This is a genomic window from Pleomorphochaeta naphthae, from assembly GCF_055396005.1.
Genome location: NZ_AP042457.1, coordinates 3,389,836 through 3,416,282, shown reverse-complemented (window position 1 = coordinate 3,416,282; position 26,447 = coordinate 3,389,836). Strand labels below are relative to the sequence as shown.

At 30.9% G+C, this 26,447-nt stretch carries 23 protein-coding genes and 2 tRNA genes; 6 read left to right on the top strand and 19 right to left on the bottom strand.

Annotated elements, in window-relative coordinates:
- Positions 1–16: 16 nt before the first annotated feature.
- The 5 genes from ACZ5SO_RS15505 to ACZ5SO_RS15485 all read right to left on the bottom strand — a co-directional run bounded on the left by ACZ5SO_RS15505 (position 17) and on the right by ACZ5SO_RS15485 (position 6,994).
- Positions 17–412 carry a Fur family transcriptional regulator gene (locus tag ACZ5SO_RS15505; protein ID WP_464625854.1) on the bottom strand — a complete coding sequence of 132 codons (396 nt, stop codon included), beginning with the start codon at positions 410–412 and terminating at the stop codon, positions 17–19.
- 154 nt (positions 413–566) lie between these two features.
- Complete coding sequence (locus ACZ5SO_RS15500) at positions 567–2,459, bottom strand: ABC transporter ATP-binding protein (RefSeq protein WP_464625852.1); 1,893 nt, start codon at positions 2,457–2,459, stop codon at positions 567–569.
- Positions 2,446–4,185: an ABC transporter ATP-binding protein gene (locus ACZ5SO_RS15495; RefSeq protein ID WP_464625850.1), complete on the bottom strand. Its 1,740-nt coding sequence runs from the start codon at positions 4,183–4,185 to the stop codon at positions 2,446–2,448. The genes ACZ5SO_RS15500 and ACZ5SO_RS15495 overlap by 14 nt, the downstream gene beginning before the upstream one ends.
- The gene (locus tag ACZ5SO_RS15490) at positions 4,185–4,622 is read right to left on the bottom strand and encodes a MarR family winged helix-turn-helix transcriptional regulator (RefSeq protein ID WP_464625848.1); all 438 of its coding nucleotides are present in this window, start codon (positions 4,620–4,622) and stop codon (positions 4,185–4,187) included. Before ACZ5SO_RS15490 ends, ACZ5SO_RS15495 begins: the two co-directional genes overlap by 1 nt.
- A 209-nt stretch (positions 4,623–4,831) precedes the next feature.
- Entirely contained in the window at positions 4,832–6,994 is a 2,163-nt protein-coding gene (locus tag ACZ5SO_RS15485) for a class I SAM-dependent methyltransferase (RefSeq protein ID WP_464625846.1), read from the bottom strand.
- Between the two features lie 166 nt (positions 6,995–7,160).
- Between ACZ5SO_RS15485 and ACZ5SO_RS15480 the strand changes: the two genes are divergently transcribed.
- Complete coding sequence (locus ACZ5SO_RS15480; protein ID WP_464625845.1) at positions 7,161–7,616, top strand: hypothetical protein; 456 nt, start codon at positions 7,161–7,163, stop codon at positions 7,614–7,616.
- A 72-nt stretch (positions 7,617–7,688) separates the two neighbouring features.
- On the opposite strand, the gene rpsD is transcribed toward ACZ5SO_RS15480, so the two are convergent.
- The 4 genes from rpsD to ACZ5SO_RS15460 all read right to left on the bottom strand — a co-directional run bounded on the left by rpsD (position 7,689) and on the right by ACZ5SO_RS15460 (position 11,031).
- Positions 7,689–8,282 (bottom strand): 30S ribosomal protein S4, encoded by a 594-nt coding sequence (gene rpsD / locus ACZ5SO_RS15475; RefSeq protein ID WP_464625844.1) that lies wholly within the window; start codon positions 8,280–8,282, stop codon positions 7,689–7,691.
- A gap of 143 nt (positions 8,283–8,425) precedes the next feature.
- Positions 8,426–8,498, bottom strand: a tRNA-Asn gene (locus ACZ5SO_RS15470).
- A gap of 229 nt (positions 8,499–8,727) precedes the next feature.
- The gene (locus tag ACZ5SO_RS15465; protein WP_464625843.1) at positions 8,728–10,548 is read right to left on the bottom strand and encodes a bifunctional metallophosphatase/5'-nucleotidase; all 1,821 of its coding nucleotides are present in this window, start codon (positions 10,546–10,548) and stop codon (positions 8,728–8,730) included.
- A 312-nt stretch (positions 10,549–10,860) separates the two neighbouring features.
- Positions 10,861–11,031 (bottom strand): hypothetical protein, encoded by a 171-nt coding sequence (locus tag ACZ5SO_RS15460; protein WP_464625842.1) that lies wholly within the window; start codon positions 11,029–11,031, stop codon positions 10,861–10,863.
- A 182-nt stretch (positions 11,032–11,213) separates the two neighbouring features.
- Between ACZ5SO_RS15460 and yidD the strand changes: the two genes are divergently transcribed.
- Positions 11,214–11,504: a membrane protein insertion efficiency factor YidD gene (gene yidD / locus ACZ5SO_RS15455; RefSeq protein WP_464625841.1), complete on the top strand. Its 291-nt coding sequence runs from the start codon at positions 11,214–11,216 to the stop codon at positions 11,502–11,504.
- A 45-nt stretch (positions 11,505–11,549) separates the two neighbouring features.
- Here the strand turns inward: yidD and ACZ5SO_RS15450 are convergent, their stop codons facing one another.
- The 10 genes from ACZ5SO_RS15450 to ACZ5SO_RS15405 all read right to left on the bottom strand — a co-directional run bounded on the left by ACZ5SO_RS15450 (position 11,550) and on the right by ACZ5SO_RS15405 (position 21,238).
- On the bottom strand, positions 11,550–12,578 hold the full coding sequence (locus tag ACZ5SO_RS15450; RefSeq protein WP_464625840.1) for an aldose epimerase family protein: 1,029 nt from the start codon (positions 12,576–12,578) through the stop codon (positions 11,550–11,552).
- Positions 12,579–12,634: 56 nt separating this feature from the next.
- Positions 12,635–14,455, bottom strand: coding sequence for a translation elongation factor 4 (gene lepA, locus ACZ5SO_RS15445; protein ID WP_464625838.1), 1,821 nt, complete (start codon positions 14,453–14,455; stop codon positions 12,635–12,637).
- Positions 14,456–14,464: 9 nt separating this feature from the next.
- Positions 14,465–16,429, bottom strand: a complete 1,965-nt coding sequence (gene ftsH, locus ACZ5SO_RS15440; RefSeq protein ID WP_464625836.1) for an ATP-dependent zinc metalloprotease FtsH — start codon at positions 16,427–16,429, stop codon at positions 14,465–14,467.
- Positions 16,430–16,442: 13 nt separating this feature from the next.
- A complete protein-coding gene (gene tilS, locus ACZ5SO_RS15435; RefSeq protein WP_464625835.1) occupies positions 16,443–17,771 on the bottom strand; it encodes a tRNA lysidine(34) synthetase TilS in 1,329 nt (442 codons plus the stop codon).
- Positions 17,772–17,868: 97 nt separating this feature from the next.
- Entirely contained in the window at positions 17,869–18,435 is a 567-nt protein-coding gene (gene pth / locus ACZ5SO_RS15430) for an aminoacyl-tRNA hydrolase (RefSeq protein WP_464625834.1), read from the bottom strand.
- A gap of 4 nt (positions 18,436–18,439) precedes the next feature.
- Positions 18,440–19,057: a 50S ribosomal protein L25 gene (locus tag ACZ5SO_RS15425; RefSeq protein ID WP_464625832.1), complete on the bottom strand. Its 618-nt coding sequence runs from the start codon at positions 19,055–19,057 to the stop codon at positions 18,440–18,442.
- A 154-nt stretch (positions 19,058–19,211) separates the two neighbouring features.
- A tRNA-Gln gene (locus ACZ5SO_RS15420) sits at positions 19,212–19,283 on the bottom strand.
- 77 nt (positions 19,284–19,360) lie between these two features.
- On the bottom strand, positions 19,361–19,627 hold the full coding sequence (gene spoVG, locus ACZ5SO_RS15415) for a septation regulator SpoVG (protein ID WP_464625830.1): 267 nt from the start codon (positions 19,625–19,627) through the stop codon (positions 19,361–19,363).
- Positions 19,628–19,667: 40 nt separating this feature from the next.
- Entirely contained in the window at positions 19,668–20,519 is an 852-nt protein-coding gene (gene ispE / locus ACZ5SO_RS15410) for a 4-(cytidine 5'-diphospho)-2-C-methyl-D-erythritol kinase (protein ID WP_464625828.1), read from the bottom strand.
- Entirely contained in the window at positions 20,519–21,238 is a 720-nt protein-coding gene (locus ACZ5SO_RS15405; protein ID WP_464625827.1) for a uracil-DNA glycosylase family protein, read from the bottom strand. Before ACZ5SO_RS15405 ends, ispE begins: the two co-directional genes overlap by 1 nt.
- Before the next feature lie 114 nt (positions 21,239–21,352).
- Between ACZ5SO_RS15405 and ACZ5SO_RS15400 the strand changes: the two genes are divergently transcribed.
- The 4 genes from ACZ5SO_RS15400 (at position 21,353) to mtnA (ending at position 26,325) form a co-directional block, all read left to right on the top strand.
- On the top strand, positions 21,353–22,108 hold the full coding sequence (locus ACZ5SO_RS15400) for an HAD family hydrolase (RefSeq protein ID WP_464625825.1): 756 nt from the start codon (positions 21,353–21,355) through the stop codon (positions 22,106–22,108).
- 114 nt (positions 22,109–22,222) lie between these two features.
- Positions 22,223–23,938: an AMP-binding protein gene (locus ACZ5SO_RS15395; RefSeq protein ID WP_464625823.1), complete on the top strand. Its 1,716-nt coding sequence runs from the start codon at positions 22,223–22,225 to the stop codon at positions 23,936–23,938.
- A gap of 56 nt (positions 23,939–23,994) precedes the next feature.
- Positions 23,995–25,284 (top strand): amidohydrolase, encoded by a 1,290-nt coding sequence (locus ACZ5SO_RS15390; RefSeq protein ID WP_464625821.1) that lies wholly within the window; start codon positions 23,995–23,997, stop codon positions 25,282–25,284.
- A 3-nt stretch (positions 25,285–25,287) separates the two neighbouring features.
- Positions 25,288–26,325: an S-methyl-5-thioribose-1-phosphate isomerase gene (mtnA, locus tag ACZ5SO_RS15385; protein WP_464625820.1), complete on the top strand. Its 1,038-nt coding sequence runs from the start codon at positions 25,288–25,290 to the stop codon at positions 26,323–26,325.
- Positions 26,326–26,447 lie beyond the last annotated feature (122 nt).

Below are 26,447 nucleotides of genomic sequence, written 5' to 3'. Positions count from 1 at the left end.
TTACTCCTTTGCTAAATTATTTTTTAGCACTTTTTAAACATTCAGGACAAATTCCTGTTATTATTATGTTTTCATCAATATCTGAAAACCCTGTTGATTTTTCAACATTGATGATACTTGCCTTATCAATAGGTAAATTAACATCAATAATTTTCTTACAAATTCTACACTCTATATGTTGGTGGCTATGAGTTGTACAATCATAATGATCTGGACCATCTATGGCAAAAATTCTTCTCAACTTTCCTTCATCGACTAATAAATTCAAATTTCTGTATACGGTGGCTTTTCCTACGCTTGGATGCGAGGCATGAATATAATCATATACTTCTTGAGCTGTTGGGTGGTTATACAACACCTTAACTGCATCGAGTACTAACCCCCTTTGAATTGTTTGTCTTCTTTCTACCATAAATTATCCTTATTGAAATTAATTATCTATAAGGATTATGCTTCATTAGATAAAAAATGTCAATATATATTTTAACACAAAAAAATATAAAAAAAAGGGAAGTTACCTCTTTAGAATTGTAACTTCCACAAAGCAATTTAGCAATCTTTATTTTTTAATCTAATTTGGTCAATCCTGTATATAATCGATAATAAGCACCTCTTTTGTCTATTAATTCTTTATGGTTTCCCATTTCGATAATTTCACCTTTATCTAATACAACTATTACATCACTATTTCTAATTGTTGATAATCTATGAGCAATTACAAAGACCGTCCTACCCTGCATTAATTTGTTCATACCTTCTTGAACAATCTTTTCAGTTCTAGTATCGATACTACTTGTTGCTTCATCTAAAATCATTACTGGAGGATTAGCAACTGCGCATCTTGCTATTGCAAGTAGCTGTCTTTGCCCAACAGATAATAGGTTATCTTCACCATCTAAATAAGTATCATACCCATCTTCCAAAAGAGAAATAAAATGATCAGCATTTGCTAATTTAGCAGCATTATAGACTTCTTCATCACTGGCATTTAAGTTACCATAACGAATATTCTCTTTAATAGTTCCACTAAATAAATTTGTATCTTGCAATACAAAACCTAACGCCCTACGCAAATCTGGTTTCTTAATATTTTTAATATCAATTCCATCATAGTAAATTGCACCGCTATCAATATCATAAAATCTATTAATTAAATTTGTTATTGTAGTTTTTCCAGCTCCAGTAGAACCAACAAAAGCTATGTTATGCCCAGCCTTTGCCACAACATTAATATTTTTTAAAATCTGTTTTTCTTTGTTGTATGAAAAATTTACATTTTTAAGTTCGACTTCACCTTTTAATAAAGTAATCTTATCACCATCTTTAAATGCCCAATGACAAGTTTTTTCCTTACATTCTACAATTTTACTATTATCTTCAACTCTAGCATTTATTAATTCAACATAACCACTATCTGTTTCACTCTTTTCATCAATTAACTCAAAAATCCGCTCTGCACCTGCAAGAGCTAACATTAAGGAATTTATCTGTTGACCTAAAGAGGAAACGGGTTGTGCAAGATTTCTAGACAATTGTAAAAAACTCACTATAACACCTAAAGTGATGGCAGTATAACCGTTTATTGATAAAAGTCCACCAATCATTGCTAAAATTAAATATTGAATGTAGCTCAAACCTGTCATCAAGGGCATAAAGATATTAGCTAAACCATTTGCTTTTTTTGTGTTCTCATACAACACATGGTTCAGTTTATCAAACCTAGCATTTACTTGATCTTGCTGATTATAAACTTTAACTTCTCTTTGTCCTGCAATCATCTCTTCAATAAATCCATTTTCTTCACCTAATGAAGCTTGTTGCTTTGAAAAGAATTTACCTGAGGATTTTCCAACTACATTGACCACAAATAACATTCCGGCTAATAAAATAAATGCAACAATTGATAATCTCCAACTTGTTAAAAGCATGGCTATTAATATTCCAATAAATTGTAAAAGTCCAAGTAATAATTGTGGTAAACTTTGTGCTAACAAAGTAACCATTGCATCTATATCATTTGTGTAACGGCTCATTATATTTCCATGTCCGTTAGTATCAAAATAAGTTAGTGGCAAGCTCTGCATATGTGAAAACATTTCAGCTCGTAGTGTCTTTAATACTTTTTGAGAAATTTTAACCATTGCATTAGCGTAATAATACATAGCTAAAACACCTACTATTAGTACTGCTGCAAAGAGTGGTATTGTCTTATAGAAATAAGAAAAATCAGGATTTTCTACTCCTAACAAAGGGGTTATCCCATAATCAATTATAAATCTCAAAAAGACAGAAGAAGCAATTGTAGTAGTAGCTGCTAATATAATACAAATAAAAACTAAAATTAATTTAAATTTATATGGAGCTAAATATTTTAACAAACGTAATGTAGTTTTTTTTAATGACTTAGGTTTTACAACTTTACCATGAGGCCCATGGCCTCTACCACTAAATGGAGGCATCACCAACCTCCTTTTTTTGAGTGTAATACACTTCTTGATATATGTAATTATTTGCTAATAAGTCGCTATGTTTTCCTTGGCCCACTATTTTTCCTTCATCTAAAACAATTATATTATCACATTTTTCAATACTTGATATTCTTTGTGCAATAATAATTTTTGTAGTATTAGGCAATTTATCACTTAGTCCTTTATTAATTCTAGCTTCAGTAGCCATATCTACGGCACTAGTAGAATCATCTAAAATTAAAATTTTAGGCGATTTTATTAAAGCTCTTGCTATGGCTAATCTTTGTCTCTGTCCACCAGAAACATTAACCCCACCTCTTTCAATCCTATAATCATATTTACCTTCAAGGTCCATTATAAAATCATGAATCTGAGCAATCTTACAAGCTTCAATCATATCTTCTTCTGTAGCATCAGGTTTTCCCCACAAAAGGTTTTCTTTAATAGTTCCAGAAAATAATACTGATTTTTGCAATGCATAAGATATATTATTTCTTAAAACTTCTAAAGAATAGTCTCTAACATCTACATTTCCAATAGTTAATGTCCCTGATTGAACATCATATAACCTAGGCAAAAGATTTACTAAAGTTGATTTAGAAGATCCTGTTGATCCTAAAATTCCCACACTTTCGCCTTGCTTGATTTTCAGATTAATATTTTCTAAACAAAGTTTATCGTCTCTCTTCAAATAACTAAAATTAACATTTTTAAATTCGATGTCTGCATTATCTAAAGTAGTAATGGCCCCTTCTTTATCTCTTATATCTTCAACTTCGTCTAATACTTCAATTACTCTCTTAGCACTAGGTGCTGAAACAATAGCCATAACAAAAATACTAGAAAACATTATAAGACCAAACAAAGCCATACTAGTATAACTTACTAAACTTACTAATTGACCAGTTGTTAATGTCGAATTTATTACCATTTTTGAACCAAGAAAAACTATTATGATTGTAATTGCAAAAACACATAACAACATCATCGGCATTACAGAAACCATCAGTTTATAGGCTCTTACATACAACTTTTCAAGTCTCGAATTTCGGTCATTAAATTTCTGAATTTCATATTCATCTTGCACGTATGCTTTCACAACTCTAATGCCATCTAAGTTTTCTTTAACTACTCTATTCAAATTATCGATTTCTTTAAAAACTTTCTCAAATCTTGGAAAAGCTAATTTTATTATTATTACTAATAAAACACCTAAAACAGGAACAGCAAATAAAAATGTCATTGATAATTTTGGGCTTATTATATACGACATGTATATAGCAAAAACTAAACTACTTAAAGCTCTAAAAGATCCACGAATCGACATTTGATACATATTTTGCAGTCTTTGTACATCTGTGGTCAGCCTTACAATCAATGAGGAAGACGAAAATTTATCCAAATTTGAAAATGAATAATTTTCAATTTTATAAAATAAATGATGGCGCAAGTTTTTACTAAAACCAGCAGCCCCTCTCGCTGCAACAATCCCGCCTAAAATACCAGAGGCCGCCATTAACAATGTAACACCTAATAAATACAATCCTGTATCTATTATATATTCTTGATTAGCTGCAGTTATACCATTATCAATCAATCTTGCAATTATAAATGGTATTTGTGCAAACAACAATGTTTCAAATACTACGAATAAAGGAGCAAGAAAGGTTTCTCTATAATAACCTTTCAAGCTCCCTAAAATTAACTTAATTTTCATTAACTCTCATTCTCTAAATTCTGTCTCATCTTTTCAACAACTTCAAAGAAAATATCCATATGCTCTTGAGATATACCTTCGGTCATTTGAGCTTCCATATCTTCTAAAAAAGTTTCAAATTCTTCGCCTAAAACTCTAGCTTTCTTTGTCAAAACAACTTTTTTAAGTCTCAAATCATTTTCGACCGATTTCTTTGTAACTAAACCATTTCTTTCCATTAACTTGAGGATTTCTGTTGTTGTTGGTCTTCTTAACGAAAATCTTTGGTCGATATCTCTCTGAAATACATCTTCATTACCTTTTGATGCAATATAATTAATGATGTAATAATGAGAAGATGTTTGTCTCTTATTATTCTTATCACCTTTAAAGGTCATAAGCTTTCTTCTGACATGATTAGTCAGCCGACGCAACTCGCAGGATGCACTCTTATCCATATATTAACTCCTTATACACTCTATTATCATCAAGTGTTATATTTAATATTAGTATAATATTAAGTTGGTGACTAGACATAACAATTAAAATATATTTTATTTTTAATCAAAAAGTTTATAAAAATACCCTTTTACTAGTTGTCTAAGGGTATTAGTTCAAATATGTGTTTTTATGAATTTTAAAAGTTGTCCACTAAATATAGTTAATTCTAATAGGCTTCATCATTTCTTTGCTTATTTTTTTTCTCAAATCCATAAGGTTTTGGCTTTGAACCTTTAACTCTTTTTACTGAAGTTTTATCCCTATCTGATGTTGAATAACGATCATTATAAGTAGAATTATTATCTCTAGAAAAACTTCTATTATCATCATCTCGTGGAGAACGTCTGTCCCTATCATCACGTGAAAAACTTCTGTCTCTATTATTTCTTCTATCTCTGTCATCTCTTGAGTATTTTCTATCTCTATTATCTCTAGAAAAACTTCTATCGTCTCTATCTCTTGAAAAGCTTCTGTCTCTATTATCTCTTGATGGACGTCTATCATCTCTATCTCTTGAAAAGCTTCTGTCTCTATTATCTCTTGATGGACGTCTATCGTCTCTATCTCTTGAAAAGCTTCTGTCTCTATTATCTCTTGATGGTCGTCTATCATCTCTATCTCTTGAAAAGCTTCTATCTCTATTATCTCTTGATGGTCGTCTATCGTCTCTATCTCTTAAAAAGCTTCTATCTCTATTATCTCTTGATGGACGGCTATCGTCTCTATCTCTTGAAAAGCTTCTATCTCTATTATCTCTTGATGGACGTCTATCATCTCTATCTCTTGAAAAGCTTCTATCTCTATTATCTCTTGATGGACGTCTATCGTCTCTATCTCTTGAAAAGCTTCTGTCTCTATTATCTCTTGATGGTCGTCTATCGTCTCTATCTCTTGAGCCTCTTCTATCCTCATCACTTCTAGTAAAACTCTTTTCAATTCTATCAAATGAAGAATTTCTATCCCAATTATCTCTAGAATATTCTCTACCTCTTGATTGACGTCTATCATCTCTATCTCTTGAAAAGCTTCTATCTCTGCTGTCTCTTGATGGTCGTCTATCCCCACGTGGAGAGTTATTTCTTCTAGGAGATTTTTTTGGTTCATAACTATCATCCCAATGGATAACTAATGAATCATCATCTCTCTCAACAGTTGTTTCTGCTTCTTTATCTTCATTTATTTCGATATTACTATCTACTACTTCAAATTCAGCATTATCACTGACAATATCATTTTCTTGATAACTTTCTTCTAAATTTGCAATTATTTTTTCAAAATTATTTTCTTCTGTTTTTTGGATTTCATCCATTGTGTTTTTCCTTTTTCTCTTCTCAGTTTTTCTTTCGGTAAAGTATTTCTTTCCTTCAAAGTCTTCTTTAGTTAGTTTTGCTTTACCAACTTTTTCTAATATCCAAGTTCTTGATGTCCCTTTTTTCTTTGTAAAACCATCCGCTAAAATTTCTTTTGTTACATTTTTTACGTCAAAACCTTTAAGACGACCTGGATCCATATGAAAGGTGCTCAAATTTGTTGAGAATATCACCTTTCCTCCATTCTCTAATAAATTATTAATTAATTTTAGATATCTTACATAATCGCGCTGAACATCAAAGTCACTCTCCATCTTCCTACTATTTGAAAAACTGGGAGGATCAAAAATTACTAAATCGTATTTTTTTTTATTACGTACAGAATCAATAATATATTTTAATGCATCATCAGTGATACAAGGATACTTTTCTCCTTCATACCCATTAATAAATAAATTATACTTTGCCCAATCTGTATAAGTCTTACTTAAATCTACAGATTCTACTAATGCCGCATTTCCTGCTGCAGCATATACACTAAATGACCCAGTATAAGAAAATAAATTTAACACTTTTAAATTATCGCTTATACTTTGTACTAATTTTCTTGTTTTATAATGGTCTAGAAACAGACCGGTATCAATTCTTTTCGTTAGATCAACTTTAAAACGGTGTGAGGCTTCTTTTACCTCTAAGGTTATACTTTTCTCACTCTGAAGCCCGTGCTGTTCTTTCTTGCTTCTTTTTGCACGTCTGTGAAATATTACATTTTCACCTTGGATGTAGCACATCCTTCTAACCATATCTTTAACAAGATTTTCCATTTCTATTGAAAGCCCAGTCTCACTATAATCAGTAATTCTTGCATACTTGGCAAATAATTCAACACTAACAGGTAAGTCCTCGAGGTTTCTATCATAAACTCGCATACAGTCTGTGTTTTCTTTCAACATCAACCGTCGCATCATTAAAGCATTCTTTTTAAGAATCTTTCCAAAATCTTTCATTAAATAATCCATCGCCAACTACCTATACAATTCTTAATTCACCAACTATTCACTTTCAATAATCTGTGTTGCATGCTACAATAATAGCGATATTTATTCAAGGATAAAGTGTGTAATAATCAAAGGTTATGAAATATTTATAAATTTGGAGGATAGCTATATTTAGCTAAGAAATAATATGGATGATGAAACAAAAGAATTTTTAGATGACCTAGAAGCTCAATATGGTGGTAAGATCACCTGGAAAACTTTTGCTACTTGGTATGGCTGTTCTGATTCAACTTATAGAGAGTATGGTGTTTTTATTTTTAAAATAAATGATGTTTTATATTTTGAAGATTTTGACAAAAAATATACTATTTTTGGAATGGAACTAAAACCAAACAAAAAGAAAAAAGTTAAATACGTTAAATTAAAGAGACAAATTAAAATAGATGATATAAATGATATTTTTAAGATAACACAAGCTAACGCTTTAGATGTTATTAAAAATAAAAAAGACCCATCTACTATCAAAGAGATAAATTTGTTCGATAGGCTTTTTAGAAAAAGTGTTACTGCTGTCGGATTAAAAGATGGAACTTACCATTTCTTTGAGTTATTAAACACAGAAGATTTCAAAAAAAATGTTTAATTATATTTAGCAATAAAAAAACTACTAGTATGCTGCCTAGTAGTTTTTTTTTGTACCGTATATAACTTAAGTTTACTTTGAATAGAACTCAACAACTAATTGGTCATTGATTTCAACAGGAACTTCAGCTCTTTCTGGTACTCTTAAAAGAGTTCCAGCAAAACCTTCTTCATTCTTATCTAAGTAAGCAAGTTTAAATTTAGCTGCACCTAAGAAATTCTTTTTGAAAGTTTCGTTTTTACGAGATTTCTCTTTTAATGAGATCACATCACCTACTTTACATTGGTATGAAGGAATATCTACCTTTTTACCATTAACTAAAATGTGACCGTGGGAAACCAATTGACGTGAAAGTCTAATTGAGTTACCAAAACCGATACGGTAAACTAAATTATCTAAGCGACACTCTAGTGTAGTAATTAAAGCATCACCAGTTCTTTGTTCAGATCTACTAGCTTGAGCATAGTAATTACGTAACTGCTTTTCAAAGATACCGTAATATGCTTTAACTTTTTGTTTTTCTGCTAGTTGCATACCATAATCGGATACTTTGTGTTTCTTTCGAAAAGCAGGAGCGTTTGCGCGATCCATAGCCTTAGGGTGACCACAAGCATTCACACCTAATCTACGACATTCTTTAAAACGTGGGCCTCTTCTTGTTGCCATAGTCAATTCCTTTAAGAAAGTTTTCTTTTCTAATAATCTCATCTTAAAACAGCATTTTTAAAACTTAATTACTAGGGTATGTGCTAGCTCTCATACCTAGAGCAAATAAAAAGCTCCCTAAAACATTGGGGAGCAAAATTAAGCGCGCCCGGAGGGATTTGAACCCCCGACAGGGTGGTTAACAGCCACCTGCTCTACCGACTGAGCTACAGGCGCTTAAGTTCTTGGAACGATTGGTACATTACATTATTGCGCCATTTCTGTCAATACAATTTTAATAAAAATTCCCTTTTTTAGCTACATTTTTTTAGCTCTTTTATATAAGTTACGATTTTACGTTACTTACATTATGTTAATACAAAAAAAATTTTTAACTTTTTTTTTAATTTTAATAAAGGCCCACAAAACGTGGGCCTTATTATTTAGTTAACAACAATTGTTGATTTTATTTTGCTGGATAGTTTTCAGCTAAATAATCAGCTAAAACATCACTCATAAGATCTCTAAGAGCTATAACCTTGTTGAACATTGTATATCCATCACCACCAGCGGCCATAAAGTCGTTAGTTGCTACATGATAAACAGTTGAATCTTTCTTAACCATTTCACCATTAGGTAAGTATGCTGCGAAAATTCTGTTACCAGGTTCAGCGAAGATATTATAAAGTACTTGTAAATCAGTTTGTGCAAATGAACCAGCTGCTGCAGGTAAGCTACCATAACCATGTTCAAGAGCTTCATAAACTTGTTCACCTGTAACTTCTACAACTGTAACAACGTTGTTGAATGGAAGAACTGTAATAATTTCACCCATTGTAACTTCACCAGCGTCGATGCTAGCTCTAATTCCACCACCATTAGTAATTGTGAAATCAGCACCAGATGATTGTGTCATTGCATTACAAATGATTGAAGATAAATTAGTTGTTTTGACTCTTACATGAGATCTTTCACCATCTAACTTCTTAGGAACATTAGCAACAACTTCACTATACATTGCATCTAAATCTGCTTTCTTAGCGTCGATGTATGCTTTAACTTGTGGATCTTCAGGAACTGAGGTAATTCCATACATGCTTGCTAATTCACTGCTAGCAGGATCTACAACATCACTTGCTTTAATTAAGAATGCATTTTGAGATACAACTTCATTGTTTTTAACAAGTAAATCTACAACACCTAAGTTTTCTAAGTATTCACCAGTTTGAACAATTAATGTACCATTTACATATTCACCATTTGGAAGAGCGTCATGGCTATGTCCATCTATCCAAAGATCAATTCCATCAATATTTTGACAAACTAATTCACTAGTATAACCACTAGGACTATTTTCATCGATTCCAAAATGACCTAATACAACAACATAGTCAGCATATTGATGTGCCATGTCGATAGCATATTGAGCATTTTGAACTACTAGAGGACTATCGAAAGTTAAACCTTCAACGTTCTTTGGATTTGTTGTAACTGTAGTATCTGGTGTAGTTAAACCAATAACTGCAACTTTGAAACCATTAAAGTTATAAATTTGATAAGGTTGGAATAATAAATTTCCATCACTATCTAATACATTAGCTGATAAAACTTTTACGTCAGAGAATTCTTTTGCAATTTCTGATGCTTGTAAAATTCTTTCTAAACCATAATCAAACTCATGGTTACCTAAAGCAATTGCATCATATCCTAACATATCTAATAAGACCGCTGCAGTTTCACCTTCATATAGGTTTACAAGATTACTACCAGAAATAGCATCACCAGCATCTAATAATAAGATGTTATCAGTAATACTTCTTGCAACTTGTAACATAGTAGATAATCTTGAATAACCAATATTACTATCAGTTGCTTCTAATCTTCCATGTACGTCATTTGTATGTACGATGAATAAATCAAATACATCATGACCGGTAGCTTTTACAATTTCTTTTACACCGTAAGGATAAACCATTTCAGGTTCTTTTTCTTTAACAACTGTAACTTTTTCTTTCTTAGCTTCTTCTTTTTTAGCTTCTTCTTTTACTTCCGCTTTTTTAGGAGTTTCAACTTTTTCTTCAACAACCTTCTCTTCTTTAGGTTCTTCAGTTGGAACAGTAATAACTTCTGCAGGAGCTTTTTCTTCTGGTGCAGGAGCTACAGGTTTTTCAACTGCTGCTGTTGGTAATTCTTCAACAGGTTGTGGTGTTGACTTACATCCTATAACGGAAACGATGAGCAATGTTACTAACAATGCTGACATTAATTTACTTGAAAAACGTTTCACGGTTTTCCTCCTAATATAAATCTCAATGGTTTTTGTATAATAAATACTTCTTCTATTGAAGTATATCATATGAGTTCAATTTTAGGTACAAAAAAAATGATTTTATTTCGATTATTAACAAAATATCAATCTAAAGTAAATAATTTTTGTCCTCAAATTCTCCATAGCTCTCATTATTGATAATAAACATTACCACTTAATATACACTATACCTTTCTTTGTGTTTTATATCAATAATTATTTTATAACAAAAGTCTTTATATAAAAAAATAAACCAGAGAATATAACTCTGGCTTACTTAAAACGCTAGTTTTACATTAAATCTTTTGCTTTTCGAGCTGTGTTTCCTGTTTTCTCACAGTATGCTACGTGACGTAATCTACCATTTTCAAAAACACTCTTCATTTTGATTTGACCACCCCAGCGACTTGTTAAAACTTGTGCACCTGAACGACGTGCGTTCTTTGAAACATTACCTGCCATATTGCTATTCCTCCGTATTAAATTCGAAATATGGTTTAAAATATCATTAAATTATACAAAAGTCAAATACTTAAACATTTTATAATTATGTTTATTAATTTTTTTTTATAATTTTCCTTATATTATAGACTTATGTGACTTTGTAACTTGTTTTTTGCTAATTCTTTAGATATATTATGATTATGAAAAAAATATTGAAGATTATCAGATCAATTTACCTCATTCCAGTTTATCTATACAAAGGTATATTATCACCTTATATAGGTGGCTCCTGTATATATTCGCCTACCTGTTCAACTTATTTTTCTCAAGCTGTCGCAAAGCATGGAATCTTAAAAGGAACAGTTCTAGGAGTGGTTAGAATAGCTAGATGTAGCAGATTTTACCTTGGAGGTCATGATCCAGTACCTGAAGAATTTTCTTTAGAAGTTATTAAGAAAAATAATACAATCTTTAAAAGAAGAAAAAGTTAAAGATAAATAAAAAAGGAGAGAACCTCTCCTTTTTTTTAATTTATATTAATAGGTACCAAACTGATAAATTGTAACATGATTAAATTTATCATTCTTTTTAAGAACTATTGATGGAAAATTCTCATTATTAGGGGAATCTGGGTAAAATTGTGTTTCAAAACATATCCCACTATTTTTTAAGCCTTTACTTCCATCCTTATTTATTTCTTTTTCTTTTATGAAATTTCCACTATACAACTGTAAAGAGGGAAGAGTTGTTGAAATATCCATATTAATTCTAGTTCTATCACATTTAAAAACACCTACTTTGGAAAGCTGTCCAGTGTAATTACTGAAACATAGGGCATGGTCATACCCAGCTGGGGTTTGACTTATTCTCTCTCCAATAGAATGATACTCTCTAAAATCAAAAGGTGTATCTTCAACTGTTAAAATATTTCCAGTTGGAATTGCTTGATCATCGACTTCAACATACTTATCACAATCCAACATCAACTGATGATCTAATATTGTTGTTTGACAATCTCCACTTAAGTTAAAATAACTATGATTTGTCATATTCAATATTGTATCTTTATCTGCAAGTCCTTTGTACCTTATGATCAATTGACCATCATTAGTTAACATATATATACATTTCACTGTAACATTAGCTGGGAATCCACCTTCTCCATCATAAGAGGTCACATACAATGTTAGAGCTGGGTTGTTGTTAATTATAGTTTCTTCACAAGACCAATTTTTATATGCCATTGAAGTTGAACCACTATGAAGACAATTCTCCCCTTCATTCTTTTCAACATTGTATTCGACACCGTTTAATGTAAATTTTGCATCTTTTATCCTATTTGCAACTCTTCCAACACTCATCCCATAAAATGTTTCAGAATCTAAATAGTCTTCAAAGTTACGATAGCCTAATACAACATCCGTTATTTTCCCATTTTTATCAGGAACCTTAATTGAATAAATAGTAGCTCCAAATGTTAAAACTTCTAGTGAATATTTACCATTTGTAATTTGATATTTATAAACGTTCTCTCCATTTTTTGTTTTTCCAAATAATTCTCTCATAATTTTTCCCCAAAAAAAGAGTCTTTGAAAACACAAAGACCCTTAAATTATTTATATTATTTACTACTATCATCACTTTTCAAAACGGCTAAAAAAGCTTGTTGTGGTATTTCAACACTACCAACCATCTTCATTCTCTTCTTACCTTCTTTTTGTTTTTCAAGTAGTTTTCTCTTTCTTGAGATATCTCCACCATAACACTTTGCTGTAACATCTTTTCGATATGCTGTTATAGTTTCTCTAGAGACAATTTGTCCTCCAATTGCTGCTTGTATAGCAATTTTATATTGTTGCTTATGAATTTCACCTTTTAAGCGTTGGCAAACTATTTTACCTCTTTGAACAGCATTACCTCTGAAAACAAGTTGGGATAAAGCATCGACTTGGTCTCCATTAACCAATATGTCTAATCTAACTAAGTCTGTCCTTCTATACCCTATTACCTCGTAATCAAATGAAGCATAACCTCTAGAGATTGATTTTAATCTATCATAGAATTCAAATAATACTTCAGCTAATGGCATTTCATACTGTAACTCGACCCTTTTAGAGTCTAAATAGTTCATATTTGTCTGAACACCTCTTTTTTCCATTGCTAAAGACATTATTGGACCAATATATTCACTTGGTGTAATTACTGTAGCTCTAATATATGGCTCTTCACTATAATCTACCAAAACTTGGTCAGGATATTCTAAGGGATTATCTATTTCAACAACTTCATTATCTTTCTTTAAATGAACTTTATATTCTACTGAAGGAGATGTAAAGACAATTGATAAATTGAATTCTCTTTCAATTCTCTCTTGAATTACTTCTAGATGTAACAATCCTAAAAAACCACACCTAAAACCAAAACCCAATGCAGCAGAAGAGTCTTTCTCATATACTAAAGATGCATCATTTAATTTTAATCTTTCTATAGCATCAAATAATTCTTCATAATCATTAGCATCTACTGGATAGATTGAAGAGAAAACTACAGGTTGAACATCTTTAAATCCAGCAAGAGGTTCTTTGGCTAAATTAGATAACTTTGTTACTGTATCGCCAACTCTTATATCACCAATTTTTTTAATCCCTGCTATAAAATATCCAACATCACCGGCGTGTAATACATCTGTTTTAATGTAAGCTAGTTGAAAAATACCAACTTCCTCAACTTCATAATCTACTCCACCATGCATAAATCTTATGGTATCACCTTTTTGTAGACAGCCATCAAATACTCTACAGTGTACAACAACTCCTCTATATGCATCATAGTGAGAGTCAAATATTACAGCTTTCAATGGATCATTATCATCACCAACAGGAGGGGGAATAAACTCAACGATTTGTTCAAATAGTTCATCAACTCCAAAACCTGTTTTAGCACTAACTTGAACTGTCATATCAGGATCTAAGCCTAAATCCTGATCTATCATCTCTAAACACATTGGAATATTAGCTGAAGGCAAATCTACTTTATTAATTACTGGGATAACTTCTAAATTATGTTCCATAGCTAAATATAGATTAGCTAAGGTTTGAGCCTCTACTCCTTGAGAAGCATCTACTAAAAGTAGAGCGCCTTCGCAAGAACTGATAGCTCTTGATACTTCATAACTAAAATCAACATGACCGGGAGTATCTACTAAGTTTAGTGTATAAGTTTTACCATCTTTAGCAGTATAAGGGATAGTAACAGCTTGACTTTTTATAGTAATGCCTCTTTCCCTCTCTATGTCCATATTGTCCAATACTTGCTCTTGGGCAGGGCCTCTTGTATTTCCTATCTTTGCTTTTTCAATAAATCTATCGGCCAAGGTAGATTTACCATGGTCGATATGCGCAATTATACAAAAGTTCCTTGTCAAAGAATAATCATGTGCCATATTAATCCTTTATTTTAAACTGAACTTATTCTCTATAGCTTCAAAACCTAATAACTCTCTGATTTCTGCATCATCTAAGGTTTCTTTAGCTACTAACTCTTCTGTTAATAAATCTAATTGGTCGCGATGAGTTTTTAAGATTTCTCTTGTTTCGTTTAAACATTTATTTAAAATTTTCAACATTTCTTCATCAATGATTTTAGCAGTTGATTCACTATAATTTTTATGTTGGGCTATCTCACGGCCTAAGAAAAGAGGCTCTTCCTCATCCCCTAAATTAATAAAGCCTAAACTACTCATACCAAACTCAGTAACCATTCTTTTTGCTAAGTTTGTAGCTTGTTGTATATCATTTGATGTTCCTGTTGTAGTTTCACCATATACTAGTTCCTCAGCTACGTAACCACCCATGGTAATCTTAATTCTGTCAACCAACTTACTCTTAGTTAAAGTATAAGTATCTTTTTCAGGTAAGCTAATTGTTAAACCTAAAGCTCTACCATGAGGAATAATAGTTACTTTATGAAGAGGATCAACATGATTTAAATAATAGTGAAGTAAAGTATGTCCAGCTTCATGATAAGCTGTAGCTTTTTTATCATCTTCACTCATAAATTTACTCTTCTTAGCTACTCCTAACATAACCTTATCACGAGCATCCTCAATGTTATCCATTGATACTGTTTCTTTATTTTGTCTAGCGGCAAAAAGAGCTGCTTCATTTATCATGTTAGCTAAATCAGCACCACTACTTCCTGGAGTTGCTCTAGCAATTCTCATCAAATCGACATCTGCTTCTAATTTTACTTTTTTGCAGTGAATTTTTAAAATAGCTTCTCTTTCTTTAATATCTGGAAGATCAACTACTACTTGTCTGTCAAATCTACCCGGTCTAAGTAATGCTTGGTCTAATACATCAGGTCTATTTGTTGCAGCCATTACTATAACATTAGAGACTGAATCAAATCCATCCATTTCTACTAAGATTTGGTTTAATGTTTGTTCTCTTTCATCATGTCCACCACCAAGTCCAGAGCCACGAGCTCTACCTACGGCATCTAATTCATCAATGAAAATAATACATGGAGCTGCTTTTCTAGCTTGTTCGAATAAATCACGAACACGAGAAGCTCCCATACCTACAAACATTTCAACAAAGTCAGAACCACTTGTATGTAAAAATGAAACACCAGCTTCACCAGCTACTGCTTTTGCAAGTAATGTTTTACCAGTTCCAGGAGGGCCTACTAATAAAGCTCCTTTAGGTATTTTTGCTCCAATTTTATGAAATCTTGTTGGATGCTTTAAGAAATCAACGACTTCCATTAACTCATTTTTAGCTTCTAGTTGTCCAGCTACATCTGCAAATGATGTTTTGTTTTCATCTGGTTTATATTCTTTTGCTAAATTTTTGCCAAGACCACCCATCATTTTTGTATTCATACCATTAGCTTGACGATATAAAATTACCATAAATCCAACAAAAATGATCCAAGGTACGATACTTAGGAATAGGGAAAGATAAGAAATCTGTTGTTCAGAGCCTGATACTATAACCCCATTTGAATTTAACTCATCTAATAAGTTTTCATCTATATAAGGTATTAAGGTTGTCATTTTAATATTATTTGAAGTTACAAAAGTTATCTTTTGATTTGCTTCAATATCAACTGTTACAACCTGTCCTGAATTAACATATTGCTTGAAAGTAGTATAAGGTACACTCTGACCACTAGAGTTTGCCATACTATCAAACATCAATATTCCAAAAGTTAATAATACAAAAATAAATATGCCAAAAGACAGTCTATTTTTAGGATTTTTAAAAGGGCTTTTCCCATCATTATTTGGAGATGAACCACCACCTCTTAATCCATTCCAGAAATCATTTTTATCTGGTTTTTTACCATCTTTATTATTTTCTTCGTAATAAATACCTGCTTTAGCTCGGTTTTGATTATTAAAATTCTTCACTATTTAATCCTTTTCAAACAATACTATATATTCTAACGGTTTTTCCTACAAGAGGAGTTTTAACTCTATTTGCTAATCTATCTCGACCACCAAGATGTTTTGCAAAAAGAGCAATTATACCATTTCGATCTTCTATAACTATAACTTTCTTTCTATTGGCTTCAATCATTTTCCAATTCGAAAGAAATTTTGTAATTTCTACGGTTCCACCATCTGTAACTAATGAATCTTGACTTCTCAAATTTCTAACAATTAAAGGGAAGGCTATATCCTCATCAGCTATTCTCAACAAAGTTGTATCGTCACTATCTTGAGAAGTGATAATTAATTTATTTTCAAAAACAGATATTGTTTGATCTTCTGGTTTTTCAATAACATAACTAAATTGGGAAACACTATTAAACTTATTAATAACAAAAGTATTATCTTTTATCAATAATTCAATATTACCAAATCTCTCAAAGCCTTCTTTTTTTTGCTTAATGACGGAATCTATATGTACAACCTTTTTAAAAGATGGAACTTCAATTTCTTTTATAAGCTTAGATAAAATATTATATCTTATTATGTCTTCTTGCAACAAATATTCTTTCCTATTAACAATATTTTCATTAATAAGAGAATTTACTCTATCTTGTGCTAAATTAACTAAACCTATAAATAAATTAGCATTCCTGTATACTATTTGTTTAGCATCAGGGAAAACTGATTCAACTTTAGGTGCAATTTCTTTTCTAATCCTATTTCTTAAATAATCTGTACTTTTATTAGTTGTATCTTCACTCCAATAAAAGCCTGCAACTTTTAATAAGAGTCTTAAGTCATCTTTTGAGTAAGATAAAAGAGGTCTAATAATCTTAATCGCATCTTGCTCTCTATATTCTTTTATACAAGTAAGAGATAAAAGGGATGAGCCATTAAAACTTCTCATTATCATGGTTTCCAATTGATCATCAATTGTGTGAGCTGTAGCTAGGGCATAATATCCATTTTCCTTACAAAAAGAAATCAACCTATCATAGCGTAAATACCTAGCAGCATCCTCTATACCGTTTGCTCTCTCTTTTGCTAATTCTTCAATTATACCTTCTTCCAAAATAAATTCTTTATATTCAATTGAGAGTTTTAAACAATTTTCTCTATTAATTTGACTTTCATTTCTTAATTCTGAAGAATCTCTTAATCCATGATTAACATATAAGGCTATTAAATTTTTTTTATCAAATAACTGAGAAAACATATAAAGTAAGGCTAAGGAATCACTACCACCTGAGAAAGCAATTGCAATTTTTTTATCCTTTAATTCTGAATATTTATTAAAATATTCAATAAATTGATCCATAAGGCCACCTTAAAAGTTATACTATAAGATTAAATATGACTAGAAAAAAACTATTCGTCAATCAAATTCTTAAATAAATGTAACTTTGTTACTAAAATTACAACTTTATTTTTTTATTATAGGTTTGCATAACTGTTTCAAGCTTTTCTCCATTTATCAAATCTTTTAAAGCTTCATTTGCTTTTAAAATTCCTTCTTGATACAATTCTTTATTTTCTTCAACCCCTAAAACATAGTCAACCACACAATCCTTTTTTTTAGGTCTACCTATTCCAACATATATTCTAATAAAATCTTTTTTTCCACCTAAATTTGATATTATACTTTTTAAGCCATTATGGCCGGCATTCCCTCCACCTCTCTTAACTCTTATATAAGAAGGAGGCAAATCCATTTGATCACAGATAACTATAATGTCTTTTGAATCAACATTTTTAAAATGGTGAAGGATATTACCACTATTGTTCATATATGTTAATGGCTTAATTAGGCAAATTTTATCACTCTGTGTCTTGATGGTTGCACTCTGGTATAAACGAAAACAGCGCTTCTTCATTTTTACATGAAAAAACGCTGCGCATAATTCTATGACTTGAAAACCACAATTATGTCGTGTTTCTTTATACTCAGCTCCAATATTACCTAGGCCAAGTACTAATTTCATAAAATTATTCCTCTTTTGAATCTACAAGTTCTGGTTCTGCATCTGCTTCTTCAGTTTCAACTTTTTCAACCTTTAGAGATTTAACAGTTGCAACTGTTTCATCAGAGTCAGTTAAAATAGTAACAACTTCACTAACAGGTAAATCTTTAACAGATAAATGGCCGTTTAACTCTAAAGAAGAAACATCTACTTTAATATCTGCAGGTAAATCTTTTGGTAAACATTCAACTTCAACTTCATGTAAAACAACATCTAAGATACCGCCCTTCTTACAGCCGATAGGATTACCTTCAACTACAACAGGTACAAATGCGCGTAGTTTTTCACCACGAACAACTTCATAGAAATCTACATGATGAATTACATCTCTCATAATATCTTCTTGGAAAGTTTTAACTAAAACTTCATGATCTTCACCATCAACTTTTAAAGTAATAAGTGTAGACTCTGAAATACTAGCAATAGCTAAAGAAAATTTGTGTGCATCAATTACAATGTGCATTGGTTTAGTTTTGCTACCATAGATAACAGCAGGGATTTTTCCAGCGCGCAATAAACGGCGGGAACCAGCACTTCCGAAATCAGAAGTACGTAGAGTTGCATTAAATACATGATTAGACATATTATTCTCCTAATACTCTCATTGGATCTAGTCCAATTACCATGGGATAAAAAAACACTTAAGTGTCCTTCGCTATACTAATGGTATAGCTTCTTTGGGTCAAGTAAAGAACCCATAAAAACAAAAAAACCTGCTAGAACTAGCAGGCTATAAGCTGGGAAGGAGGGACTCGAACCCCCGGTGCCGGCACCAAAAACCAGAGCCTTAACCACTTGGCGACTTCCCAACGACACGAGGTAAACTACATTATTTTTTTAAATTTGTCTAGCACTTTTTAAAAAAAAATTTAAAAATTTAAAAACTTTATTCGTTTTTAGTGAGTTCCTTCTCATATGCCTCTAAAATTGATTGTTGTAATTTATTCCTAAATTCACTATTTATAGGATGCACAATATCTTTATATTCGTTATTGGCAGTTAAACGAGCTGGCATTGCTATGAATAACCCGTTCTTACTTTCAATAACTTTAATATTATGAACTACAAACTCATCGTCAAAGGTTACAGTAGCATAAGCTTTTAGCTTACTTTCCCCAGTTACAGTACGAATTCTAACCTCTGTTATTTTCATCTCAATCTCCTCTTCTTAATGCTTTGCTATTATCATTATATTAGATATTTGGGAAAAAACAACTAAAAGTATTATTTTTATCCTTAAATATTTTCAAAAAGGAGGTTTTATTATAACAAAAATCGTTTTTGTTACACACTGAGTAACAAGTTGAGCCTGAACCACTCATAAGAGTAAAACAATTTTTATATGTTCTAAGTTTATTTAAAACATCACTTTTAATAACTTTTTCAAAATCATTATAAAATGTTTTTTTCCACCCATCTAGGCCTAAATAAAAGCTATTAATTAGAACATCTTTATCCATAAATGGCTTTCTATCTAACTTATCCATTTTTGAAAAAGCACCTTTAGTACTAACACCTTCTTTCGGTTTAACTAAAGTTATATTATAATCAAAATCTGCTTTTAAGGGTTGAACGATTTCGCCTCTCCCTTCGACATAGGCAAAATTAGTATCATACATAAAAAAAGGAACATCAGAACCAACATCAAGAGCAATTTGTAATAATTGATTATTATCAATTTTTACTTTTTCACTCATGTCATTAAGAAATTTTAAAACAGCAGCGGCATTACTAGAACCACCACCTAATCCAGCTTGTACAGGAATTTTTTTATCAATATCTACAAAAACCTTTAGTTTTACATTCGCCATCTCACACCAAAGCCTAATAGCTTTAGTTATAGTATCTTCTCCAACAATGTTATATTTTTCTAATCCTTTTATTTTAATAGATAATTCATCACTAATAGTTGCTTTGATTTTTAGAGTATCATAAAGATCAATTTTAGCAAAAATTGATTGAATTGAATGAAAATTATCAAATCTTTTTTCACCAATAGCTAAATGTAAATTTACTTTTGCATATGACTTTACTATTTTTTCCATTACAACACTCCAATATCTTTAAGTTGTTTTTCTGCCTTTTCTACCCAACCTTTGTTAGCTTGGGGAGAGGCAGGAGAAGGATGAAGAATTGAATAATAAGGGATTTTATCATTTTTTAATTTCGACTGTGCAAATTTTCCAACCCCAATTAATTTTTCACAATTTAACAAATCTATAGTATTAAAAAGGTATTGATCACAAATTTTATATAGAAGGTCTCTTGTATTTTTAGAGAGTTTATCTGGGGTAATATTCCTTGCACTCTTTATTGGAGATAGAAATAATAGTGGACAATAATTTGCAACATAAAGTTGCCCCTTCATATCTTTAGGATTTGGATAATATTTTTCTATTAATGACCAAAATCTTAATCCACTTATTTCACTTCTCTTTATATCTAAACCCTCCACTTTTCTGTTTGGATGTTCTTTTTTAGGAGAAGAAATTGGTTCATTAATTTTTAGATAATTTTTAACAGTGTTAACCTCTCCAAAGGGAATCCCTGTTTGAGCCATTCCAAAAGGTCCAGGGTTCATTCCTAAAAACAAATACTTTGTCGGAGAAACAGCATATTCTCTTATATATGCTTCAGCCATTTTAGAAGCATAATTTAGAGGATTATATATGTATATATCATCTTTTATCAAACTTCTAACCTTTTCAATTTCACTATTAAATTCTCTAGTTATTTGTATTAATTTTTTACTGACATCTTTCATAGTGTTAAATATATGATAAAATATTCTATTTAAAAAGCCTTGTAGCCTTTCCCCTCCTAATTATTTCATATTAAATACTAGCTTTAATTTTTTACTTGTTATAAAATAAAACTTATGGAAAATCAAATGAACTTGAAAGCAATAGTATTTGATAAAGATGGAACGCTTTTTGATTATTCTTCTGTTTGGCATGAAGTAATTAAAAATTCCATTGATAAAGCATTTAGCGAATCAAATACTAAAAATATAGAAAAAAAGAAAAAAGAATTAATAAGATTATTAGGCCTTGATGAAAATGGAAAAACTATCGCAACTGGAGCTGTTTTTTCTCATGGCAAATACAATATAACAAAAAAAGGTTTATATTATTGCATTACTAATTTGATGCTTCCCTCTACCCTAATAAAATATACAAAAAAAATAATTGAATATAATAACATATTAGTAGAACAAAAAATTAAAACTATGGATTTCTCAAAACAAAGAGAACTCTTAGCTAAATTAAAAAAACTTGGATATAAAATAGCAGTTGTTACTGTAGATAATCGTGTATCCGCAAATATATTTTTAAAAGGTATGGGGATAGAAAAATATGTCGATTTTATATCAACTAAAGATGACAAAATTGCCTCTAAACCAAAACCAGAATCATTTTTTCAATTTTGCGATATGTTCAACCTAGAACCCTCACAAGTTGCTATGGTTGGAGATACAGTTACAGATATGAAATACGCAATAAATAGTAATGCAGGATATAAAATTGGTTTACTTTGGGGAGCAAATGACCTTCGCAATTTAACAAAATATGCTGATGTTGTTTATCCAAATATTTATAATCTTCTTGAAGATCCTATTATAATGAAAAAATAACTTTTAATTTTTATATAAATTTTACAATATTATATTTTTATGTCTAAAATTTTTTATTGACAAACATATTATATATTGTCAAAATATTATAGTTATTTTAACAAAGGATGATATATGAAAAATTCATGGAACCGCTATTTAGATCCCTATAGAGGAAAAGTATTTAATGGTGATTGGCCAACTCTAACACAAATTTTTAAAATCACATTAATGAAATTTCCTGAAAGAAGATGTTTTACAAAATTCACCCCTGAACGATTCTCACTAACTTATAAAGAAGTTTATGACTATTTGATTAAAATAAGTTCTTACCTTAGAGAACATGGCCTAGAAAAAGGAGATAAAGTAGCTATCAACGGAAAGAACAGTATAGAATGGGCAATTGCCTACCTATCTGTTAACTTTGCTGGTGGAATTGTTGTCCCCTTAGACAACCAATTAACCCCGAAAAAGGTGAAACAACTATCTTCTTACAGTGATTGTAAATTCTTTTTGGCAGATAAAAATATTTTAGAAACTCAAGATAAGAATGATCCTTCATTTCTTTCAAGCTTTTCACTTTGTATGACTTTACAAGGTAAAAGTCAAAAATACGAAGCTATGATGAATTGCGAACCTAAGCAATTATTAGAGCCAATAGATGGTAATGAAAATGATGTTGCTGCGATTTTATTTACAAGTGGCACCACAGGCAATGAAAAAGGTGCTATCCTAACTCAAAAAAATATTGTCAGTGATGTTTACCAAGCTAAAGATGATCAGTTCTTACAATTAGATGAAACTGATGTTTTGTATGCCTTACTCCCTCTTCATCATAGTTATTGCTGTACTGCAGTATTATTGGTTTCAGTAACCTTTGGAAGTGAATGTGTATTCGGTCATGGTATCGTTCTCTCTAGAATGATTAATGATTTGACAAGAGGTAACGTTACAGTATTTATGGGAATACCTCTCCTCTATAATAAACTTCTATCTGGTATGATGAAAGAAGTCAAAAAGAAAGGTTTTGTAACAAACGCAGTTGTACATACTCTGATGGTCATAAATGGATTTTTCAAAAAACACTTTAATCTTAATCCATTTAGAAACTTCTTTAATAAAAAACTATTATCTAAAGTTGGATTTGCACATAATAGAATATTAATATGTGGAGCTGGCCCTCTCTCTCCAAAAGTATTTAATCAATATCAACAATTAGGTCTTGATTTTATACAAGGATATGGATTGACAGAAGCTAGCCCTATCTTAGCTTTAAACCCAACTTCTAAATTTAAAATTCACTCAGTTGGTAAAATTTTTCCTTTAGTTGATGCTAAAATTATTAGCCCTGACTCAAATGGTGTCGGTGAGCTAGTTGTAAAAGGCCCAAATATTTGCCAAGGATATTACAAAGATGAAGAAAATACTAAAAAACTTTTTGATGAAGATGGCTGGATGAAAACTGGAGATTTAGGATACCTAGATAAAGAAAATTATCTTTATCTAAAAGGAAGGGCAAAAAATATTATAGTTACCGAAGGTGGCAAAAATGTTTATCCTGAAGAAATAGAAGATTTATTCCAACTCCATCCTCAAGTTGATCAAATTCTTGTTAGAGGCTTCCAAGAAAAAAAAGATGTTCCAGCAGAATGTATTGAAGCTGTAATTTATCCAAGTGAAGAATATTTTAAAAATAAAGTTGAAAAAGTTGAAGAAGAATTACAAGAAGTTATAAATACGGTAAACAAAGAACTAAGTGGTTATAAAAAAATTGGAAAAGTTACAATTGTTGACAAACCAATGGACATGACAAGCACTAAAAAAATTAAAAGAAATACAGTTAACAAGTAATGTAGTAATTAGTTTTTATCTCGACTTTATAACGATGAAATGATATTCTATATAACATGAATACATTAATTAAAAACGCTTTAATCCTCGATATGACAGAAAGAAATAAATCATATCGAGGTGATATAAAAATCGAAAACGGGAAAATCAGTGATAACCCATCTTTCAAAGCAGATAGAGAAATTGATGCATCAAATATGATTTGTATGCCTTCCTTTATAAATGCTCATACTCACTCTTCTATGGGGCTCATGAGAAACTATAAGGATACAGCTCCAGATTTAATGTCTTGGCTTAATGAAATTTTCCCTATAGAAAACAAATTAGTTGAGGAAGACATTTATTGGGCTTCTCAAATTGCTATTGCAGAAATGATTAGTTCAGGTTGTACAGCTTTCAATGATATGTACTTTATGATGGACCAAACTTGTGAAGCTGTATATCAATCAAAAATGAGAGCTAACATTGGTAAAACATTATTTGGCAGTTTAGAAGATAATAAAGATAGATTTGAGCCTTTTAATAAAATTGCTGAAAAATATCTAACTAAATCAAATGGGTTAATTAAATTTAACGTAGCACCACATGCTATATATACAACCCCATTAGAAACTTATCTTTATGCTAGAGATTGGATTTTAGAAAAAGGTGGAGATTTACACACTCATATGAGCGAAACAAAAACAGAAGTTGAAAATTCGATTAAAGAATTTGGAGACACGCCTTTAATGTACTTAGAAAAAGCAAATGCTTTAAAAGACATAAAGGTTGTTTTAGCCCACGGAGTATATTTAACTGACGAAGAAATTAAACTTTGTAGCGAAAAAAATATGAGTGTTGTTCATAACCCAAGTAGCAATTGCAAATTAGCAAGCGGAATCGCTCCAATATCAAAATTCAGAAATGCAAATGTAAATGTTGCTATTGGTACAGATGGTGCTTCTTCAAACAATAATTTGAATATGATGGAAGAAATGCATTTAGCTGCTATGCTAAGTTGTGTTAGCACTTTAAATCCAATTGCCAATACTCCATATGATATTATTAAGATGGCAACAACCGGAGGGGCAAAAGCTTTATCTATTGAGGATAAAGTTGGAACTATTGAAGTGGGCAAAGAAGCAGATATTATTCTACTCGATATAAACAAACCTCATTTAACACCTTTAAATGATCCTTTCTCAGCAGTAGTATATAGTGCTCAATCTAGTGATATTGATACAGTATTTTGCAAAGGAGAGATGCTAATGCAAAACAGAAAATTATTAACTGTTGATGTTGATTTAGCTATGAAAAAAACAAACCAAAGATGGCTCTCTCTTTTAGAAAGAAATGGAGATAATTAAAAGATGATTAATGAAACATTTAAAACTTTGGAATTTAAAAATGATGAGTTATTATTAATTGATCAAAGATTACTTCCTTCAAAATTTGAAATTTTTGTAGCTAAAGATTATAAAGATATAGAATTTGCTATAAGAGATATGGTAGTAAGAGGAGCTCCTGCAATAGGAGCTACGGCAGCCTATGGAGTATATTTTGCCTTTAAAGAATTTAAGGATGATGAAACTCAATTCATTAAAGCTTGTGATTTTATAAATAGTGCTCGACCTACTGCAGTAAACTTAAAATGGGCAATTGATAGAATGCTAAAAAAATATAGTGAAAATAAGAGTGATATCAATTTATTAGAAATCTTAAAAAAAGAAGCTATATTAATCCAAGAAGAAGATATTATAACTAACAAACAAATTGGTGAAGCTGGTTTAGCTGTCATCCCTCAAAATGCTACTATTTTAACTCACTGTAATGCAGGTGCTCTAGCAACAGCGGGGTGGGGAACAGCTTTAGGTGTTATAAAATCAGCTTTTTATGCAAATAAAAATATATTTGTTTTTGCAGATGAAACTAGACCTCGCCAACAAGGAGCTAGATTAACAGCTTGGGAATTAACTCAAGCTAAAATTCCAAGCAAATTAATTGCAGATAGTACAGCAGCAACATTGATTAGAGATGGCAAAATAGATTTGGTTGTTTTAGGAGCAGATAGGATTGCTACAAATGGAGATGTTTGTAATAAGATTGGAACATTCTCTTTATCTGTTATATGTAAACAATATGGGGTTCCTTTCTACAGTGCTGCACCTCTCTCAACTATAGACTTTTCTATTAAAGATGGGTCAGAAATACCTATTGAAGAAAGGGATAAAAATGAAATTAGATTTGTAGGAGAAACACAAATAGCTCCTCTTGAAATGGATGTATATAATCCTGCTTTCGATGTAACACCACATCAAAATGTAACAGGAATTATTACTGAAAAAGGAATTATTTATCCTCCATTCAAAGAAAATATTGAAAAACTTAAACAGCAATATGTAAAGTAAAAATTATTATTTTTCAAGTAAACTCTTTTGTTAACAGCAAAAGAGTTTTTTTATCAAAAAATTATTATTTTTTCCTACAACTATAACAAAATGCATATTTTTGCATTTTTAACAAATTAAAA

Coding starts and splice junctions, on each gene's coding strand:
- ACZ5SO_RS15505 (WP_464625854.1), bottom strand. CDS start 412: ATGGTAGAAAGAAGACAAACAATTCAAAGGGGGTTAGTACTCGATGCA.
- ACZ5SO_RS15500 (WP_464625852.1), bottom strand. CDS start 2,459: ATGCCTCCATTTAGTGGTAGAGGCCATGGGCCTCATGGTAAAGTTGTA.
- ACZ5SO_RS15495 (WP_464625850.1), bottom strand. CDS start 4,185: ATGAAAATTAAGTTAATTTTAGGGAGCTTGAAAGGTTATTATAGAGAA.
- ACZ5SO_RS15490 (WP_464625848.1), bottom strand. CDS start 4,622: ATGGATAAGAGTGCATCCTGCGAGTTGCGTCGGCTGACTAATCATGTC.
- ACZ5SO_RS15485 (WP_464625846.1), bottom strand. CDS start 6,994: ATGGATTATTTAATGAAAGATTTTGGAAAGATTCTTAAAAAGAATGCT.
- ACZ5SO_RS15480 (WP_464625845.1), top strand. CDS start 7,161: ATGGATGATGAAACAAAAGAATTTTTAGATGACCTAGAAGCTCAATAT.
- rpsD (WP_464625844.1), bottom strand. CDS start 8,282: ATGGCAACAAGAAGAGGCCCACGTTTTAAAGAATGTCGTAGATTAGGT.
- ACZ5SO_RS15460 (WP_464625842.1), bottom strand. CDS start 11,031: ATGGCAGGTAATGTTTCAAAGAACGCACGTCGTTCAGGTGCACAAGTT.
- yidD (WP_464625841.1), top strand. CDS start 11,214: ATGAAAAAAATATTGAAGATTATCAGATCAATTTACCTCATTCCAGTT.
- ACZ5SO_RS15450 (WP_464625840.1), bottom strand. CDS start 12,578: ATGAGAGAATTATTTGGAAAAACAAAAAATGGAGAGAACGTTTATAAA.
- lepA (WP_464625838.1), bottom strand. CDS start 14,455: ATGGCACATGATTATTCTTTGACAAGGAACTTTTGTATAATTGCGCAT.
- tilS (WP_464625835.1), bottom strand. CDS start 17,771: ATGGATCAATTTATTGAATATTTTAATAAATATTCAGAATTAAAGGAT.
- pth (WP_464625834.1), bottom strand. CDS start 18,435: ATGAAATTAGTACTTGGCCTAGGTAATATTGGAGCTGAGTATAAAGAA.
- ACZ5SO_RS15425 (WP_464625832.1), bottom strand. CDS start 19,057: ATGTCTAATCATGTATTTAATGCAACTCTACGTACTTCTGATTTCGGA.
- spoVG (WP_464625830.1), bottom strand. CDS start 19,627: ATGAAAATAACAGAGGTTAGAATTCGTACTGTAACTGGGGAAAGTAAG.
- ispE (WP_464625828.1), bottom strand. CDS start 20,519: ATGGAAAAAATAGTAAAGTCATATGCAAAAGTAAATTTACATTTAGCT.
- ACZ5SO_RS15405 (WP_464625827.1), bottom strand. CDS start 21,238: ATGAAAGATGTCAGTAAAAAATTAATACAAATAACTAGAGAATTTAAT.
- ACZ5SO_RS15400 (WP_464625825.1), top strand. CDS start 21,353: ATGGAAAATCAAATGAACTTGAAAGCAATAGTATTTGATAAAGATGGA.
- ACZ5SO_RS15395 (WP_464625823.1), top strand. CDS start 22,223: ATGAAAAATTCATGGAACCGCTATTTAGATCCCTATAGAGGAAAAGTA.
- ACZ5SO_RS15390 (WP_464625821.1), top strand. CDS start 23,995: ATGAATACATTAATTAAAAACGCTTTAATCCTCGATATGACAGAAAGA.
- mtnA (WP_464625820.1), top strand. CDS start 25,288: ATGATTAATGAAACATTTAAAACTTTGGAATTTAAAAATGATGAGTTA.